At 67.5% G+C, this 17,413-nt stretch carries 10 protein-coding genes and 2 pseudogenes; 6 read left to right on the top strand and 6 right to left on the bottom strand.

All coding sequences use genetic code 11. The features are described 5' to 3' along the window. Positions 1-148: 148 nt before the first annotated feature. Positions 149-334, top strand: a complete 186-nt coding sequence (locus tag ACI2L1_RS41520) for a hypothetical protein (RefSeq protein WP_404744660.1) — start codon at positions 149-151, stop codon at positions 332-334. 66 nt (positions 335-400) lie between these two features. Here the strand turns inward: ACI2L1_RS41520 and ACI2L1_RS41525 are convergent, their stop codons facing one another. From ACI2L1_RS41525 to ACI2L1_RS41545, 5 genes are all read right to left on the bottom strand, one after another. Continuing rightward, complete coding sequence (locus ACI2L1_RS41525; protein WP_404744661.1) at positions 401-652, bottom strand: phosphopantetheine-binding protein; 252 nt, start codon at positions 650-652, stop codon at positions 401-403. After that, entirely contained in the window at positions 642-2,177 is a 1,536-nt protein-coding gene (locus ACI2L1_RS41530; protein ID WP_404744662.1) for a (2,3-dihydroxybenzoyl)adenylate synthase, read from the bottom strand. The genes ACI2L1_RS41525 and ACI2L1_RS41530 overlap by 11 nt, the downstream gene beginning before the upstream one ends. A gap of 149 nt (positions 2,178-2,326) precedes the next feature. Further along, a complete protein-coding gene (locus ACI2L1_RS41535; protein WP_404744663.1) occupies positions 2,327-3,541 on the bottom strand; it encodes a cytochrome P450 in 1,215 nt (404 codons plus the stop codon). Next, positions 3,534-4,301 (bottom strand): thioesterase II family protein, encoded by a 768-nt coding sequence (locus ACI2L1_RS41540; protein WP_404744664.1) that lies wholly within the window; start codon positions 4,299-4,301, stop codon positions 3,534-3,536. Before ACI2L1_RS41540 ends, ACI2L1_RS41535 begins: the two co-directional genes overlap by 8 nt. Next, complete coding sequence (locus tag ACI2L1_RS41545) at positions 4,298-7,423, bottom strand: amino acid adenylation domain-containing protein (protein ID WP_404744665.1); 3,126 nt, start codon at positions 7,421-7,423, stop codon at positions 4,298-4,300. The genes ACI2L1_RS41540 and ACI2L1_RS41545 overlap by 4 nt, the downstream gene beginning before the upstream one ends. 868 nt (positions 7,424-8,291) lie before the next feature. Between ACI2L1_RS41545 and ACI2L1_RS41550 the strand changes: the two genes are divergently transcribed. Further along, positions 8,292-9,194, top strand: a complete 903-nt coding sequence (locus ACI2L1_RS41550; RefSeq protein ID WP_404744666.1) for a glycosyl hydrolase family 18 protein — start codon at positions 8,292-8,294, stop codon at positions 9,192-9,194. A 345-nt stretch (positions 9,195-9,539) separates the two neighbouring features. Here ACI2L1_RS41550 and ACI2L1_RS41555 read toward each other — a convergent pair. After that, positions 9,540-9,698: pseudogene (locus ACI2L1_RS41555) on the bottom strand (phosphopantetheine-binding protein); the annotation flags it as partial. Positions 9,699-10,513: 815 nt separating this feature from the next. Here ACI2L1_RS41555 and ACI2L1_RS41560 point away from each other — a divergent pair. From ACI2L1_RS41560 to ACI2L1_RS41575, 4 genes and pseudogenes are all read left to right on the top strand, one after another. Next, positions 10,514-11,560 carry a type VII secretion system-associated protein gene (locus tag ACI2L1_RS41560; RefSeq protein ID WP_404744667.1) on the top strand — a complete coding sequence of 349 codons (1,047 nt, stop codon included), beginning with the start codon at positions 10,514-10,516 and terminating at the stop codon, positions 11,558-11,560. Then, positions 11,557-14,487, top strand: coding sequence for a hypothetical protein (locus ACI2L1_RS41565; protein ID WP_404744668.1), 2,931 nt, complete (start codon positions 11,557-11,559; stop codon positions 14,485-14,487). Before ACI2L1_RS41560 ends, ACI2L1_RS41565 begins: the two co-directional genes overlap by 4 nt. A 210-nt stretch (positions 14,488-14,697) precedes the next feature. Continuing rightward, positions 14,698-15,831, top strand: a complete 1,134-nt coding sequence (locus ACI2L1_RS41570; protein ID WP_404744669.1) for a ricin-type beta-trefoil lectin domain protein — start codon at positions 14,698-14,700, stop codon at positions 15,829-15,831. A gap of 126 nt (positions 15,832-15,957) precedes the next feature. Next, positions 15,958-17,404: pseudogene (locus tag ACI2L1_RS41575) on the top strand (NF041680 family putative transposase). Positions 17,405-17,413 lie beyond the last annotated feature (9 nt).

The following is a 17,413-nucleotide window of genomic DNA, read 5'->3' on the forward strand; positions in this document are numbered from 1 at the left end:
ATCGCCAGCCTCGTCTCCGACCGCACCAGCATCACCTGAACACAGTCCACACCAGGCCAAACACGCCTCACCCGCTATCACGCACCAACTTGTTAGAGGAGGACCCGGGCACTAGCCGCCCGCCGAGCGGACCGCGCTCGACCAGGGGGTGACCGTACGGTGCGGCCAGGGCTACACCCTGCGCGTCAGCGCCGTCCCCGCCATGCACCGCGAGTTCCTCGCCCGTTGCCAGCCGCTCGACGGCGCCGAGGGCGTCCCGGCGGTCTCGGCCCAGCGCAAGGCTCACCGGGAGTACGAGAACCGGGTCAGCACACTCGAGTCGACCGGACCATGATCAATCTCAGCGCCAACGGCTGACCGATGTTCCCCGGGGCGATGTCCGTGTCTCGTCCGGCGTACCTCACCTCCGGGCCCTGGAGAGGCAGTCCCACCACCCGTCGAAGGTGGGGTTGTCGAGCAGGTCGGAGTATCGGACGGATATGCCGGCCCGGCCCCACTTGTTGACCAGTCTCATCATGACGATGGACTCCATGCCGAGTTCTATCAGGTTCTCGGGTCCGGTCAGATCGTCCGGAGAGAGGTGCAGTGCTTCGCCGATGATGGCGCGGAGCTCTTCGCGGGTCGGTGTCCGCGTACTTTCCTCAGTGCTCATGTGCTTCCTCAGGGTTGGTGGCCGTGGCCATGCCTTTAGCGACCAGGGCTTTCTTGTCGACCTTGCCCATGGCGGTCAACGGCAGACCATCGACGATCTCGACACGGTGCGGGACCTTGTAGGCCGCGACTCCCTTTGCCTTGAACAGTTCACGCAGCTCCGGCAGTGTCGGCGCGGGCCCGCCGCTCACGAGGTAGGCGCAGACATATTCACCGAGATCGCTGTCGGGAATACCGACAACCGCCGCTTGCCGGACCGCGGGATGGTCGAGGAGGTGGTTCTCGACCTCCGCAGGGGAGATCTTTTCCCCTGCGCGGTTGATGACGTCCTTCCGACGCCCTTGGACCACGATGTTTCCCGACTCGGTCAGCCGGACCAGGTCACCGGTCCGGTAGAAGCCGTCTTGGGTGAACGCTGCGGCGTTCTGCTCTGCGGCCCGGTAGTACCCGCGTATGACGCCTGGGCCACGGGCGAGTAGCTCCCCGACTTGTCCCGGTGCGATCTCAGCACCGGTGTCGTCGACCACTTTGATCTCGTCGGCCGGTGACAGGGGGCGGCCCTGGCACGTCATCACGACCTCCGGCGGGTCGGTCAGCCTGGTGAAATTGATCAGCCCTTCCGACATGCCGAAGACCTGCTGGAGCCGACAGTCGAAACTCGGTTCGACCCGCTTGGCCAGCCGTTGGGGCAGGCTGCTCCCGCCGACCTGGATGAGGCTGAGGGAGGACAGGTCCTCACGCGCCCACTCCTTGGCTTCCAGCCAGGTGGCGGCGATCGTCGGTACCACCGAGGTGATGGTCACGCCTTCACGTTCGATGAGCTGGAAACACTCCTGCGGGCTCGGGTCCGCCGCGAGTACGACGGTACCGCCGGTGCTGAGCGTCGTCATGACGTTGGACAGGGTGAAGTCGTGACCGACAGGCAGAGCGGCCAGGTAGACACTCTCTTCGGAGAAACCGCAGATCTCCTGCATCATGCGCAACCGGTAGGTGAACTGGTCATGCGTACGGGGGATCATCTTCGGCATCGCCGTCGTGCCGCTCGACAGCAGGAGGCACGAGACGTCGGCACCGTCGACATCGGGCAGTGGGCCGGCTTCGCCGGGCGCTGCCGGCAGCGGGTCCAACTCACCCGGCGCGCCGATCACGTACGCCCGGCGCATGCCGTCGACCTCGCGGAGCACCTGCGCGGCCAGGAGTCGATGATCGAAGCCCCGGACGATGTCGGACACCACGTAGGTCACCGGATCCGCCAGTCGGTAGATGTGAGTGATCTCGTTACTGCGATAGGTCGGCTGGGCCAGGACAGGGTGCGCTCCCGCCCGCAGCAGCGCGAAGAAGACCATCACGAATTCGGGGACGTTGGGCAACTGGACGATGACTCGGTCGCCGGGCTCAAGCCCGTCCGCGAGCAGGCCTCGTGCGAGCCGATCCACTTTCAGGTCCAGCTCGGCGTAGGTCCACCGATGGTCGCCTTGTACGAGGGCGATCTTGTCGCTGTGAGACCGCGCAGCCTCGCGCAGCACCTGGCCGAGTGACTCGCCGCGCCAGTACCCGGCCGCGCGGTACGCGGCGGCCGCCTCCGGCGGCCAGGGAGTGACTCCTTCAAGCATGTCGATCGTCTCCTCTGGTTCGGATGGTTGCGCACTCATCGGCTCGTTGACCCTCGTCCGGTTCATCGCGGGATCAGCCGTACTGGGAGCCGCCGTAGTCCTCTGGCGAAGTTGGAGCCGTTCCACTCGGGTGTGCCGGTGATCTCGACCCCGCCGACCTTGGTGCGCAAGCCGGACAGGAATGCGGCGATCTCCAAGCGGGCGAGGCGGGCACCGATACACGTGTGGCGGCCATGTCCGAACGCGAGCTGACGGTTGGGGAACCGGGCCAGATCCAGACGTCCCGGGTCGGGGAATACCGCCTCGTCCCGGTTGCCGGAGGCGTTCCACAGCGCCACTTGTTCACCAGGAAGCAGCTCCACCCCGCCCAGTTCGACCGGCCGGACCACGTTACGCAGTACATAGACGGCCGGCGTGGTCCAGCGCAGCAGTTCCTCGACGGCGGAGTCCACCAGCGCTTCGTCCTGTCCGAGACCGGTGAACTGGTCAGGGAACTGTGTAAGCGCCAGCAGACCGCCGGAGATGGCATGCCGGGTCGTCTCGTTGCCACCCGCCAGCAGACCGGCGCAGTTGAGGACGATCGTCTCTGTGTCCAGGGAACTGGCCGCCAGCACAGTGACCACGTCCTGCGATCCCTGGTCGTCGGTCCCGCGGTGGCGGTAGCGCGTGACGAGCTCGTCGAAGTACAGGAACACCTCGGCGTTCGCCGCCCTGCGCACCTGCTCGTCCGGACTCTCGAACGCCTGGGTGGTGAGTCGGGCCAGTTCGCTCCGGTCCGTTTCCGGCACACCGAGCAACTGGCAGATGGTGTCCTCCGGTATCCGGCTGGCCACCTCGCTGACGAAGTCGATCTCCGGCAGCTGCAGGGCCTGGTCCAGTACCGTCCTGACCGTCTCGTGCAACCGCGCAGTGAGAGCGCGCAGAACAGCGGGGCCGAGCGTCCGATTGATGTCGCCGCGCAGCCCGGTGTGCGTCGGTGGATCGGAGACGATCAGCATCCGCTGGGCGGCGCGTCCGGCGGCCGCCGGGTCCGTGCCGAGACGGATGCCGTTGACCGAGCTGAAGGACTTGCTGTCGGCGTAGCCGCGGACGATCTCCTGGTGACGAACGACCGCCCAGAAATCCGGGCCGTGGGCGCTGCGGTTCCGCCACAGCGGACCCTGTCGCCTCAGCTCCGCGTAGACCCCGTCCGGGGACTCGCCCAGGAAGAGCCCCGGGTCGGTCAGGTCGATCACCCGGCTGGTCATCCCCTGGCCGCTTACCGCCTGTTCAGCCATTGCTGCCGTCCCCGCCTCGTGAGCCGACGGCGCGCCGGATCCCCTGCGCGACCAGGTCCAGGCACTGCGGGAGGAAGATGTGGCCGCCTGGGAACTCTTCAGCGCAGAAGTCTCCCGACGTGTGGTCGCGCCACCCCGCGAGCTGCTGCAGCGCCACCTGCGGATCCTGCGTACCGCACCAGGGATACACCGAGCAGGTCAGGGGCGGGCCGGGGACGTGACGGTACTGCCTGACGAGTTCGGCGTCCGCGCGTAGCGGCTTGAGCAGCAGCTCGGCCGCCGTGTCGTCCACCTCAGCACCGTCCGCGGCGGCGAGCAGCGCGTTGCGTATCTCGGACTGGTCCGTGGCCTGGCGGGTGAACTCAGTGGTGATCAGCTGCGGAGGCGGGCAGGCGCAGGGGAAGAAAGCGAGCGGCCAGCGCTGGTGGTGATGCCCGAGTACCCGTATCAACTCGTAGCCGAGCAGGGCTCCCATGCTCTGCCCGAGGACCACGTAGGGGCGGTCCAGGCGTTTCAGGAGTACGGGAATCAGTTCGGCCAGGACATCGTCCATCCGGCGGACCAGTGGTTCGCGCCAGCGTTCCTGCCGTCCCGGCATCTGAACGGCGACCACCTGGAAACCCTCGCCCAGGGCGACTTGCAGCTGGCGGAACTGGGCGGCGCCGGCCCCAGCTTCGTGCAGGCACACCGCGAGGTGCTCGGCGTCGCCCGACGGCGCCCATTCCCTGAGCCAGCGGCTGCTTTCCACCGTGGCGGTCATCGGAGCCTCTCCTCCAGCAGGCGGGCGAAGCCGGCGATGGTGGGCTGGTCGAGCATGTCCTCGATCGTGAGGTCGGTCTGCCACTCCTTGCGGAGCCGGCCGATCACCTTCGCGATCAGCAGTGAATGCCCGCCGGCTTCGAAGAAGTTCAGTTCGACATCCGTGACCGGCTGGCCGAGTACGTCTGTCCACAAGGCGGCCAGCCGCTGCTCGGTCTCCGTGGACGGCGGTGGTCCGGTGGGAACGTGCGCGGCTTGCCTCGCCGATAGCTTGGCCAGTGCCGACCGGTCGATTTTGCCGACCGCCGTCAGCGGCAGTGCGTCGACCAGTAGCAACTGGCTGGGACGCATGTAGTCCGGCAACATCGCGGTAGTGCGCTGGTGTACCGCGATCCGCAGCCGCTCGTCGGCGGACGGCTGCCCCATCACGGCCAAACCGAGGGAGTCGCCGTCGAGCGTGATGAACGCCGCCGCCCCACGAACGGCGGGGACAGCACTGGCGACCCTTTCCAGCTCCGCCAGCTCGACACGGAAGCCCCGTATCTTCACCTGGTCGTCAATCCGGCCGAGGAACTCCAGCTGGCCCCCCTCGCGCCACCTGGCCAGGTCGCCCGTTCGATACATGCGTGCGCCGGGACCGACGAACGGATCGGAAAGGAAGTACCTCTCCGTAAGTTCGGGGCGGCCTCGGTATCCCCGGCCGACCCCCTCCCCGCCGATGAACAGCTCACCGGGCACGCCGACGGGAAGCGGACGCAAGTACTCGTCCAGCACGTAGGCGTTCATGTTTGCCAGCGGACGCCCGATGGTGGTGACGTCGTCACCGCGCGCACTGTCGGCGAACGTGGCACAGATCGTCGTCTCGGTGGGGCCGTAAGCGTTCACGAACCGGCGGCCGGCCCGCCACTGCTCGGACAGCGACGCCGGGCAGGGCTCTCCGGCCACGACGATGGTGCCCACGCCGCGCAGTGAGTCCCCGGAGCACCCCAACAGCGAAGGGGTGCAGGTCACGATCGCCGCGTCGACGCCGACCTCTCCGGCCGCCACACGCGTGCCATCGCGCAGCGCGACGCCGAGGCCGTGGGCCAGCGGCAGTAGGGTCGACCACAGCCAGCCGTCGAAGGCGGGCGACATCACGTTCAACGCCATCCCGCCGTCCGAGCAGAACAGTTCGCTCACCGCTTCGGCGAGGTTGTCAAGGCTGCGATGCGTGATCTCCACGCCTTTGGGATTCCCGGAGGTCCCCGAGGTGTAGATCACGTAGGCGAGCCGGTCAGCGGGCAGCTCCGCCAGGTGCCGAGGGTCGAGCGGATCCGGCAGCACAGTGCTGAGGTCCAGCACCCTCGCGGGCTCAGGCAGCGCCGATGAATGGTCAGTGACCAGTAGCCGGACATCGGCGTCGGCCATGATCCGAGCCAACCGCTCCGCCGGATGGCTCGGATCGAGTGGCACGAAAGCCGCGCCGGCCATCCAGATCCCCAGCAGCGCGCCGACCAAGTCCGGTGACCGCTGCAGGCAGACCCCGACAGTGTCCTCCACGCCGATGTCCGACGCGCGCAGGGCGGCGGCTATGCACAAGGACCGCTCAAGGAGTTCACCGAACGTCGAGCGGCCGACAGGCGTGTCGACCGCGACCGCATCGGGGTCTTTCGCGGCGTGCCCGAGAATGCGCGGCAGGAGGCCCTGAGGCGGCACGCCGAGCGAACGACCGCGTGCCCAATCTTCAGATACCAGCTTCCGCTCCTCTGGAGAAAGCAGATCCAGTTCACGCAACGGCGTCATCGGTTGCGCCGTAACGGCGTGGAGTATCTCGATGAACGAGGCGAACAGACCACGGATGGTCGCCAACTCGAGCAACTCGGACGGATAAGACAGCCGGACGTCGAGAGCGTCGCCGGCTGGAGCAAGGATGGCCACCAACTGGAAGTGGATCGTGGGCTCGGCCACCGGATAGGGAGTGACCTCCAGCCCGGGCAGCTCCAGTTCCTCCTCATGATGATGGTGCATCACCAGTGCCGCCTGGAGCAGGGGTGTCGACGCCGTCGACCGCTGTGGTTCAACGATCTCCAGTACATGGTCGAACGGGATGTCCTGATGCTCGAAACCGGACGTCAGGCCACACCTGACCTGCTCCAGCAGCGTGGTGAACGACTCCTGCTGATCGATGCGCGAACGCAGAGCGAGCGTGTTGACGAAGAAACCGATCAACTGCTCGAACTCGGGCAGCAACCGGTTGGCAGCTGGCACACCCACAACGATGTCGGGCTCACGGGTCCAACGCGACAGCATCAACTGGTACGCGGCCAGGTAGACCATGAACGGAGTCGCCCGGTTCCGGGCGGCGATCAGCCTCACCTGCCGTACCAGCTCTGGAGGGATACGGAACTCCTCTTCGGCTCTCCTGTGCGGAGGCACGCTGTAGCGCGGCCGGTCCACGGGCAGCTGAAGAGGGGGCGGCACGTCGGCCAACTGCCTGGTCCAGTAGTCGACCCCATCCCGTGCTACTCCGTCGGCGAGCCGGTCCCGTTCCCACTGCGCGTAGGTCCGGTACTGCGCCGGCAGTACCGGCTGTTCGAGCTGCTTCCCTCGGCACAGTGCCGCATAACCGGCCCCCAGGTCCTCGCGCAAAACCCGCGTTGACCACTCGTCGACGGCCACGTTGGGCAGAACGAGCAGGAGAACGTGGATTTCTTCCTCCAACCGGAACAGTGCGGCGCGCAGCATGTTGGGTTCAGACAGGTCGAACGGACGCCTGACCGGCTTGTCGATGAGGTCCCGCAGCCGTGCCGCACGCTTCTCGGGTGTGGCTCCCAAGACCTCCACCGGGACCAGCTTCACGGGCCTTGCATCGTCGATGAACTGGAGAGGGTGGCCGTCGGCCGTGTGAAATCCGGTGCGCAGCATCTCGTGCCTGGCGATCAACTGATCGAGGGCGGCGCAAAGCGCGTCGATGTCCAGCTTTCCGCGCAGAGTCCAAGCCATGGGCTTGTTGGAGGTGTCTCCACCGGACATCTGCGTCTGAATCAACATGCGTCGCTGCGCGGACGAGACCGGGTAATACGTCCGTTCCTCCAAGGCCCGGATTCCCATCTGCCCCGGAATGCGGGCAACCTTCTCGCTCAACGGTTCTCCCATGTGGTAATACTCGAAGACGCACACGCCAGGCATGCGGGCGACGGGACACTTTCCTTCGACGCTGTGGCGTCACCCACCCAGGCTCCCCGGGGCGACTTGTCAGCCGGGGTGACGGCAATCGACGCTCAGGTGGCATTCGTACCGCTCGCGTCGCCCGGGTAGTCGCACAACATCGGCGCGTCGGGGTCTGGTGATGCTCTTTGCCGCAGGGGCAGGTCGAGGGTGGCTGGCCTGCAACTCATCGTGGGCATTGCGTCTTTCGTTCCCCTCGAGCCAGTCACCGCTCAACCGGCGCGCAGCGCGAGTTGAGCGGTGTCGGCCCTGCTATGAGGAGTCCGGTTTCACCGGCACCTCGGTCACTGTTTCATCCTGTGCTTTGACCAGGCACAATTTTCCTCGACAGACCGCAACGTCGCCGAGGCTCTCACCCCAGCAATCCGAGCGGAGTTGACGCTACGCAAGGTAACAGCGAAAAGCAATCCAAACTTGGCTCATTCTGGGCTGCTGCCTGATCCCGCAGCTTTGCTCGAATGAGCAATGGAGTGAAGGATCAACTGCTCAATCGAGCATCGCCCTTCCGAAATCGAGACGGAAACGGCGTTACCGCCTTATGCTTCGGTGCTCGTGGGCAGCTAACTGGTTGCAGGCGGAACTGGTGAGAACGCGCCATACGACCGACCCAGCCGTGAACGGACATCCGGGGCGGGCTATCTTCCTTTGGCTACGGTTCGTCGGACAAGGTTGAGAGGCAGTTGTGCGGATATTCAAGGGAGGTATCGGGGTTGCTGGCGTCGCGCTACTCGCAGTGGGCATATGGGGTGTGCCCGCATCTGATTCGAGCGCCGCCACGCAGCCTGTGACCGGCTATCAGGCGGAAGGCGATGCGACCTCGCTCATCGATGCCAGCGCCGCCGCGCTGAGCAGGGTCGGCGTCGACGGCGTCAACATCAACGCCCGGGGGACGAGTGTGACTTCGCCTGATTCCGACGCGCGCAACCAGCTCGCCCACGCTCACGCCAAGGGGCTCTCGGCGGATCTCCTGATCGGCAACTTCAACGAGTCCATCGGTGACTTCGACGAAGGAGCCGCCTACAAGATGCTGTCGAGTAGAGCGAACATCACCAAGGTGGTGTCCGCCCTGAGCAGTGCGGTCATTTCACAGGGCTGGGACGGGGTGACCATCGATCTGGAGTCCCTGCAGTCGAGGGACACCGCGGGGCTGGTCCAGTTCGCCACCGCGCTGAACAACTCCCTGCCGGCTGGGAAGGTGGTGGGGATCGACATCACCAACTTCGAAAACGCCGACGAGTTCGCGCAGAACGGCTACGGCCTCGCTGCACTGGGCAAGGCCGTGGACAACGTCACGCTGATGGCTTACGACCAGCACGGCTGGGGCGACTCCGGGGCAGGCCCCATCGGCGCGCTGTCCTGGCAGAAGAACGGCCTCGACATCCTGCTCTCCCGTATTCCCGCGAACAAGATCGACCTCGGTGTGGCCGGTTACGGTTACTCCTGGGCGCCCGACGGTTCGGTGAGCCAGGTCGGCGACCAAGAGGCCCGGGACACGGTCAGCAGTTATGGCGCGACCGCCCGGTACGACACCGCGGCGGGGGAGTGGACCGCGACGCTGCCCGATGGAACCGTCCTGTGGTGGTCGGACGCGCGCTCGTTCGCAGAACGGCGGACGCTTGCCGCGAGTGCAGGCGTCCACGGGCTCGCTGTCTGGGACCTGGGCCTCTCGGACCCGATCGCACCCTGACATCCCCTCCGGTCGGACCTGCCCTGGCGATCCGTTTCTGAGTATGGGGACAACATCCCGCGGGTGAACCCGCCGGCCGATGACCTGTCCGGTTTCCGTATGCGACGTCGGCGGTCGAGAGTTGTCGTGCTCTTCATCTGCCCGCGAACCCAGGTGGGTGCGGCTCTCCTGTAGGGAGTTGCTGAGCTGGTTGGGGGCGTGGTCGGCGCAGGCGTCCCTTTCCGCTGAGCCCGTTTGGCCCTGGGTATTCCGCGGAATTGGGTGATATGACGCCCCAATGGCAGGAAGGTGCCGTTGACTTGCGAGGATGCGAGTGTCTGGCCCTGATAACGGCGCCAAGCCTGCCACGGTGGGATGTTGGAACACGTGCACGATCGACAGTTCGGTCCCCGCAGCATTGCGGAGCATGTTGGTCGGCTGCACCGCCAGTAGTGAGTGCCCACCCAGTTCGAAGAAGTTGTCCTCCACCTCGAAGTGGGGCAGGTCCAGCACCCCGGCGAACACCGTGCACAGGATCTCCTCCCGCAGCGTCGAGGGCCTTCGCCCGCTGTCGGCCGACTGGTAGTCGTGTCCGGCGCGCTGGAGGCCTCCTCGGCGCTGGAGCGCCAGGTGCTGCTCGAGGAGATCGGGGAATCCCGGTGTGGTTCGTGTCGTCGTCGCCGGAGGAGGTGGGACTGCGCTCGATGGTGCACACAGGTTGTGCGTCCGGAGGTTGCCGGTGTCAGCGTGTGACTGCGAAGGTGCCAAAAAGTCACCGCGAGTTGCCGATCCCGCTTACGAGCCGGCGGTTCGGGTCGGTAGTATGAGCAGCAGTGGGGTATCGGCGTGGGCCTGATCCCTGCGTGGCAGACCGCGTCCGACAGTTCACCGTCGGCGAGGTCGCGGGCCCCTGCTCGACGGGTTTTGGCTGCGGACGGCACTCCGGAGCCGATGCGTGGAGTGCGCCGGCCCCAGCCAGCGGTGGTCTTGCCACCTTGAGCGGTCGCCCGGTACCGCTGGGGCGCGTTCGTGGGCGGGCGTGCCAAGAGGCGAGACGTAGGGGTGCGTCAATGTCCCGCGCCGCGCTGAGTCGAACCGGTGCAATCATCCACCTGTCTGTAGTGGGAATCATCGGATCTAGGGAATAGCCGTCGTCCATGTTTCCGGTCGGCAGGTATTCCCGGTCTACCCCTCCTTGCTTCCGTGAAATTCGGAAAATGTCGCGTGAACTGTGAATGTGAAGCGGCTGGCCCGGATTTCGGACAATGAAGTGCCTCTGCCCATCGCTGTAGTTGAAATCTCCAAGCGCAGCCTCTGTCACCTGTCGAATGAGGAAAAAGATGAGCAAGAACAACCCTGCCAAGCCTCGTGCGGCCGGCGACGACAAGTCCGGCGACCTCGCCCACGCTGAGACCGAGCCCGGAAAGGACCTCGTTCCGAGCTCGGAAACAGGCACGACCGCAAGCACGGAGCCCGGCGGCACCACGCCCACCGCACTCGACACCGCCGCAGAACAGGACCCAGACCGTACGGGCCCAGACACCGACGAGAGCATCATCGGAGCGGGCGAGGACATGCCGCCGGTCCCCGATGAAATCCGCGAGGCTGGCAGGCTGGCCCCGGACCACTGGCTGGGCATGGTCGACCCGTCCTGGACAGGTGAGGGCACCCCTCCCGAGTGGGCCATGGTCGGCCGGTGGCGTTCCGGCCTCGACGGCGAGATCGAGGAGTGGCAGGACAACGAGGACTACCGGCCCTCCCCAAGGGCCCTCGGCTGGCCGGAGCCCGCCGACGACGTGGACGCCGCCGTCCAGCTTGCCGCGACCGGGTACGGGTCTGGCGAGGACGTGGTCAAGGCCTTGGCGCACCACGAGGTCGCCGTGTTCGTGAAGCCTGGCGGCGGCCCGCTGTCCGCAACCACCCCTGACGACACCTCGGTCGTCCCGGTGTTCACCTCACCCGTCTATCTGCACACCGCGGGCCGCCTGGCGTTCGAATTGCTGAAGGTGCCCGATCTTCTCGACCAGGTGCCCGAGGGACACCTCCTCTACCTCAACCCCTCCGGCCCCGTGAGCATGACGGTGGAACTCGACGTCCTCCGCGAAGAGATCGAGGGCCACCACACACGCGACATCGGCGCGGATGCTGGCGCGGACGCCGGCGACGGCCAAGCCCCGGCCGAAGCCTCACCCGAGCAGGACATCTCCGCTCCGCCCCGGTCTCGCCCGGTGACCACCGTCAGCCTCGACGGCCCCGAGGACGGCTCCTCCCCGGGAGCGGCCGCCATCGTGAGCGAGGTGTTGTCCGGCACACAGACGGAAGAGCAGACCGATGGGAACGGCTCCGGCGACACGCCGGGCACACAGGCGAAGGGATCAGCGGGATGAGCCGTTGGACCTCCGTCTTCTCGCGGGAGGGCGGCAGGTCTGGGGCGTCGGGCGGCATACGGCGGTCAGCCAGGCGGTCTGGCCGGCAGGGCGGGGAAGAGCAGCAGGAGAAGGCTGGTCTGCCCCTCGTGGAGGATGTCGGCGGCGTCCTGCTTCTGCGGTCGTCCGACGACGAACTCCCCGGGCTGCCCGCCGTGACCGATGTGGCCCATGCGGTCATGGACGAAGAAGACGTCGTCACCGTGGTGATCGGTGCCTCTCCCGGGGCGGGAACACACTCCTCCGCGTTCTGGGCGCGCCTCGGCGAGGTGCTCGACTCGCTACGACACAAGGGCATTTCTTGCGTCCGGCTGGTGATGGCGGGCGCCGGTGACGAACGCCGAGGCGGACCTTGTGCGGCTCGCCGTATCGCCGATGCCTGGAAGATGGACGTGCTCGCTCCGGACGGTGTGGTGCTGATCGCACCAGGCGGAACGCTCTTCGTCCAGCAGGACGGCACCGGGTCCGGAAAGGGCTGGTGGCGCTTTGCCCCGGGACAGGCACCGAGCGAGGCGGGACGCCGGGCCCCTGCGCCGCTGTGGCAAGACGCCTTCGCCAGAGTCCCCGCGAACATCGTCGGCGGCTGCGTGGTCGACCACATACCCGCAGGGGTGCTCATGCGCCCGGCTGACGCCCCCGCACCCATGACCGGCGACCTTTGCTTCGCTGTTCCCGTGGACAGTGAACTCCCCACGGTGCTGGTCGGAGCGGCGGGGGCGGAGAATGTGGCGGCCGAAGATGTTGCCGCCCTGCTCGCGGCGCTGCCTGCCGCGCAGCGAACCCGGGCCCGGCTGGCTCCAGGAGCCGGCCGCGACCTGCTGCCACTTGGGCAGTCCGTCGCCGACATGCTCGGCAGCGATGTGGGGGTGCTCACAGGTCTGCCTCTGCTCCCCGGTGATGCCCCGCCGGGAACGGCGGCGACCGCGGCCCGCCCGACGCTGATGGGCTCCGACGGACGTCCCCGGTGGCGGCCGTTCGTCGCCGCCGTGGCCTGCCGACCCGCTGTGGGCGCGGCGACAGGGGAGGCAGGAGAGGCACGGAAGGGGACGACGGTTCTGGAGCCTCCGGCCCCTCGGCTGCTCCAATGGTTCCCGCCTCTGCCCGGCCCAGGCATCGTGGACCAGGGCGTCGTCTATCTCGACGAACGGTGGCAGGTCGCGGTCACCAGAGCCGGTCTCGCGGTAGGGGAGCGGAGCGCTCCACGTCCCTCGCTCGCCGCGAGCCCCACGGACCCGGACGCCTTCGCCATCGAACTGGGCAGTCACGGAGAAGCACTCGACCCGACCCTGTGGCCCGCGCTCTCCCGACTCCTGGAAACGCTGGACTCCGAGGCCCGTGCCAAGGCCTCCTTCCTGGTGAACGGCACACTCGCAGACGGAGAGCGGCAGCTACGCGAGACCGCCGCGAAGTATCGGGTGGCGGGCATCCGATACGTCATACCGCGCCCGGGCACGGCACTGCCTTCCCGAACGGCCACCCGGTCCACAGAGTCCGCCGACCACGCCAGGCCCTCGGAGAGTGAGCCGTCGGCCGAAGCCTCCGAGGCGCTGACGCGCGGCCTGACCCGCGCCGCTGCCACCAACCCCGGCCCCCACCCGGCAGCTGCCCGCGGCGAACCCGATGCGCCTGCACTCCCCGGGCCGACGGCACTGCCGCTGGTCTCGTCCTCGGCGCCAGACCCGCCATCGGATGCGACGACCGGCACCCCCTTGGGACAGGCTCTTGGCCACGCGACTCCAAGCGCCGCGACCACGGATCCGGGTAAGAGGTCCATCGCGCGCACCTCGGCCACCATCGGTGAAACGGCACAACCTGCACCCTGTACGACAGGGGACCCGACAGCCGGGCTCCTGGGTGCTGAGTCGAGGCAGGAGGCGCCAGGGCCCGACAGAGAGACGCCGACCGGTGCAGTGGCGACTGTTCATGGCGGGGAGTTCACCGCGAACGAGCGGCCTCAGGGCGATCCTTCAGACGGTGTGTCCGCTGTCGACGCGATCACGACCCGCGGGTGGATCGAGGCCTCCCAGCCCCACGGCACTCACGCTTGCGACCCCGGTCCTCAACGCCCTCGGGCCTCGGGCGAGCTTCGCCCGACTCCGAGAGCGGCAGCCGACGCGGCCATCCCTTTGCGCGCCGGCCATGTGAGCAGCCAGGCAGAGAGATCGCAGTTCCGGGAACTCGCTGCCGGGGTTTGGGAAAACCACAGCGCTGCGGTGTCCCGGGCGCTCACAAGGATGCCCGCCCTGCGTGGCGAGGAGCTCGAAGCAGCAAGGGTCGATCTGATCGCCGTCCATGCCTACTTGGCAAGCAACGAGGAGTTCATTTCCGAACAAGCGCTGGCTGAGGACTTGCTCGCGGGCGGCACCAGACTGCTGCCCTATGCCGCCTGCCTGGCATCCGGCCTGCGGCGACTTCCCTCATACCGGGGGATCAGCCTGCGCGGTCTTCGGACAGTCGGGGACATTCCCGGGAACGCCGGCGAAGTGCTGCAACCCGGGTCCCTGCTCCAGTCGCTAGGACCGGTCAGCTCGCTTGCGCACGCTGCACAGTGGCCCGGCGCAGCCCCGCTGGGCTATGCGATCTGGTCGGTGACAGGCCGCAGAGTACGCCAACTCGTCCCGGGCGCAGCCGGACTGGGGTCGGACGAGGTGGTCTTCGCCCCCGGCACCGCGTTCCGGGTGCTCGGGACTCAGGACGTGGCGGGATCGCCCGTCGTCCTCCTACGTGAACTGCCCGCTGCGGAGTTCGTTGCCGCGGACAACCCGCCCGGACAGCACCAACTGGACGAAACGGCGCTCACCCGTCTTGAGGAGGCCTTGACACGAGTCCTCCCGGTGGGAGGCAGCTGGCCGGAGCGCTGTGTCGGCCCCCTTGGATCTGGTGGATAGCCGGCACTGGATTCCCCTCGCGCCCTCTCTCAACCGGTGGCGGGCCAATTCGCCCTGGTCGGCTGAAAATCCATGTGCACGAATCTGGAGGAACAACTCATGACAACTCGCGGTGAGGACAGCGGAGACGCTGACACGCAGCGGCAACCCGCGGCGGGCGAGCCTGCCTCACACGCCGGGGACGTCCGGCGGGCGGTGGCGCTGCCGGCCATGTCCGCAGACCCCGAGCAGGTGCTGGCTCCGGCCGTCTCACCCTCGGCTGCCGTCGGCGCTTCCGGCAATGAAGGCGGTGGTGAAAGCACGACCCGGCCGGACACCGCTACAGGCCGCTCCGCCTCAGGCGCGCTGACCACAGGCGCGGGCGCAGCCGACGCGCCGTCCGGCGCCGGCAGCGCCAGGGAGGTGACGGAAACCGGTGCGGTGCCCCGGAACCAAGCCGAGCCGGAGAGCGCTTCGTCCTCGAACGACGGGGCGGCTCAAACCACCACCGCCGGTGCCCGGCGGGCCTCCGATGCGGAAAGCCAGGAGTCCGGCGTCGTCGTGGCAGTCGGCTCGATGCCTCCGGGCGGGGACGACGAGGATGGCGGCGAGGACTCGGGCAAGCCAAAGAAGCCCTTCTTGGCCGCCGCCGCCATCACAGGCGTGGTACTGGCAGCAGTCCCGCTGCTGATCTTCGTCATGGACAGATCGGATGATGCGGAGAAGAAGACGGTCTCGGCCGCTGAGGTGGGAGCGCCAGTCGACGACGCAGGAGCCGAGGAACCGCCCGCCTTGTATGTTCCCGACAAGCCGAAGAACGACAAAACCACGCCGAAGCCCAGCCCGACCAAGTCCCCTTCGCATCAGCCACGCAAGTCTTCCGACGCTGGGGCCGACGCGAAGCCGACACCCACGCCCGCGAAGGCCAAGCCTCAGGTCCTCGTCCAGAAAACCCAGCAATCAGGGGGGCGCTCTGCCAGTGTCGTGGCCTACCAACTCGTCAGCGGCAAGGCCGGAAAGTGCCTCAGCGCCGATCGCGCCTCGGACGGCGCAGCGCTGTACATCTGGGACTGCGACGGCTCCCGTGAGCAGAAGTGGTCGTTCGACAAGGATGGAACGATCCGGCTCAAGGGCCTCTGCATGGACGTCGCCGACGCTTCCCTGGACAAGGGCGCGGTCGTGCAGCTTGCGCGATGCAGCGGTAATTCGGCCCAGCAATTCCTGCTCAAGTCCAACAAAAAACTGTTTGCCGTGAGCTCGGGCTTCTGCCTCGATGTCTGGTGGGGCAAATCGGACAACGGTACCCCCGTGAAGACCTGGGACTGCATCGACGGCCAGGTGAACCAGGCCTGGACGCGTACTTAAGCTTGGCGTTTAACATCGCGAGTCACTCGTCCTGCTGACCTGCGGTTCTTCCCGGGACAGCGGAGGCGGCCGTTCTCCACGCTTCGAGATGTCGAGTCACGAAGCACGAGAGAACGGCCGCTGTGTATGAGTTTCCCGGTCGACGCGCCCGCAGGCGAGGCGTTGAGCGTGTTGTCCCGCTTTCGGGTTGAGTTCTACGAATGCCTCTACGCCCGTCAGGACGCACTCTTCGACCTCACGGACGCGGTGTTGTGCGTGGACGGTCCGGTGAAGACCCTGGTCGAGCTGTCGCTGGCGGTCGAGCACCGGCGCGGGGCACGGCGCGCTGTACGCGGCTTTGGACCGCGGTTGGCTGGAGCCGACACGGTTGCGCCGCACGCTGGCCGGGCTGCCGGTGCCGAAGGCGGCCGACGGGCGGATCGTGCTGGCCGTGGACGTGAGCAACTGGCTCCGCCCGGATGCCCCGACCAGCGACGATCGGCTGTTCTGCCACGTCTACGGACGCGGCGACCGCCGGACGGACCAGTTCGTGCCGGGCTGGCCGTACTCCTTCGTCGCCGCGCTGGAGTCCGGCCGCACTTCCTGGGTCGCGCTGCTGGACGCCGTGCGCCTGGGGCCCTCCGACGACGCGACCCTCGTCACTGCAGCCCAACTACGCGACGCCGTCGAGCGGTTGACGCAAGCCGGGCACTGGCGGCCGGGCGACCCGGAGATCCTGATCGTGATGGACGCCGGCTATGACGTCAGCTACCTCTCTCACGCCCTGGCCGACCTGCCGGTCGTGTTGGTCGGACGCCTGCGCTCGGACCGCGTCATGCTCCGCGACGCAGGCCCCGCGCGTTCCGGCCCCAAGGGCGGGCGGCCCCGTCGGCACGGCGGCGTTCTCACCTTCGCCAAGCCCGACAGCTGGCACCAGCCCGACGTCACCACCAGCACGGACACCACTCGCTACGGCAAGGCCGAGGTGATGGCCTGGGACCGGATGCACCCCAGACTCACCCACCGTGGCCCCTGGCTGAACCACGCCAAGGACGAACTGCCCGTCCTGCACGGCACGTTGATCCGCCTCCAGGTCGAGCGCCTGCCGGGCGACCGCGACCCGAAACCGGTCTGGCTGTGGTGCTCAGCCACCGCCGCGACGTCGGTGGACGTGGACCGCTGGTGGCAGTCCTTCCTCCGCAGATTCGATCTCGAGCACACCTTCAGGCTCCTGAAGCAGACGCTCGGCTGGACGGCACCGAAGGTCCGCCACGCCGACAGCGCCGATCTGTGGACCTGGCTCGTCATCGCCGCCCACACCGAGCTCCGCCTCGCCCGCCCCCTCACCGAGGACCTGCGCCGTCCCTGGGAGCGACCCGCCGAGCCCCGCCGTCTCACTCCCGCCCGGGTGCGGCGGGGGTTTCGCAACGTCCGCGCGACGGCGGCCCGTCCGGCGGCCGCACCGAAACCGTCTAAACCGGGCCCGGGACGGCCTCCCGGCTCGAAGAACACACACCGAGCCAAGCGCCACGACGTCGGGAAGACGGTCAAACGCGCTGAGTCGATCAAGGAACACCAAGCTCGCCGAGGATAAACGCCAAGC

Source organism: Streptomyces sp. NPDC019531 (genome assembly GCF_044903305.1).
Lineage (GTDB): Bacteria > Actinomycetota > Actinomycetes > Streptomycetales > Streptomycetaceae > Streptomyces.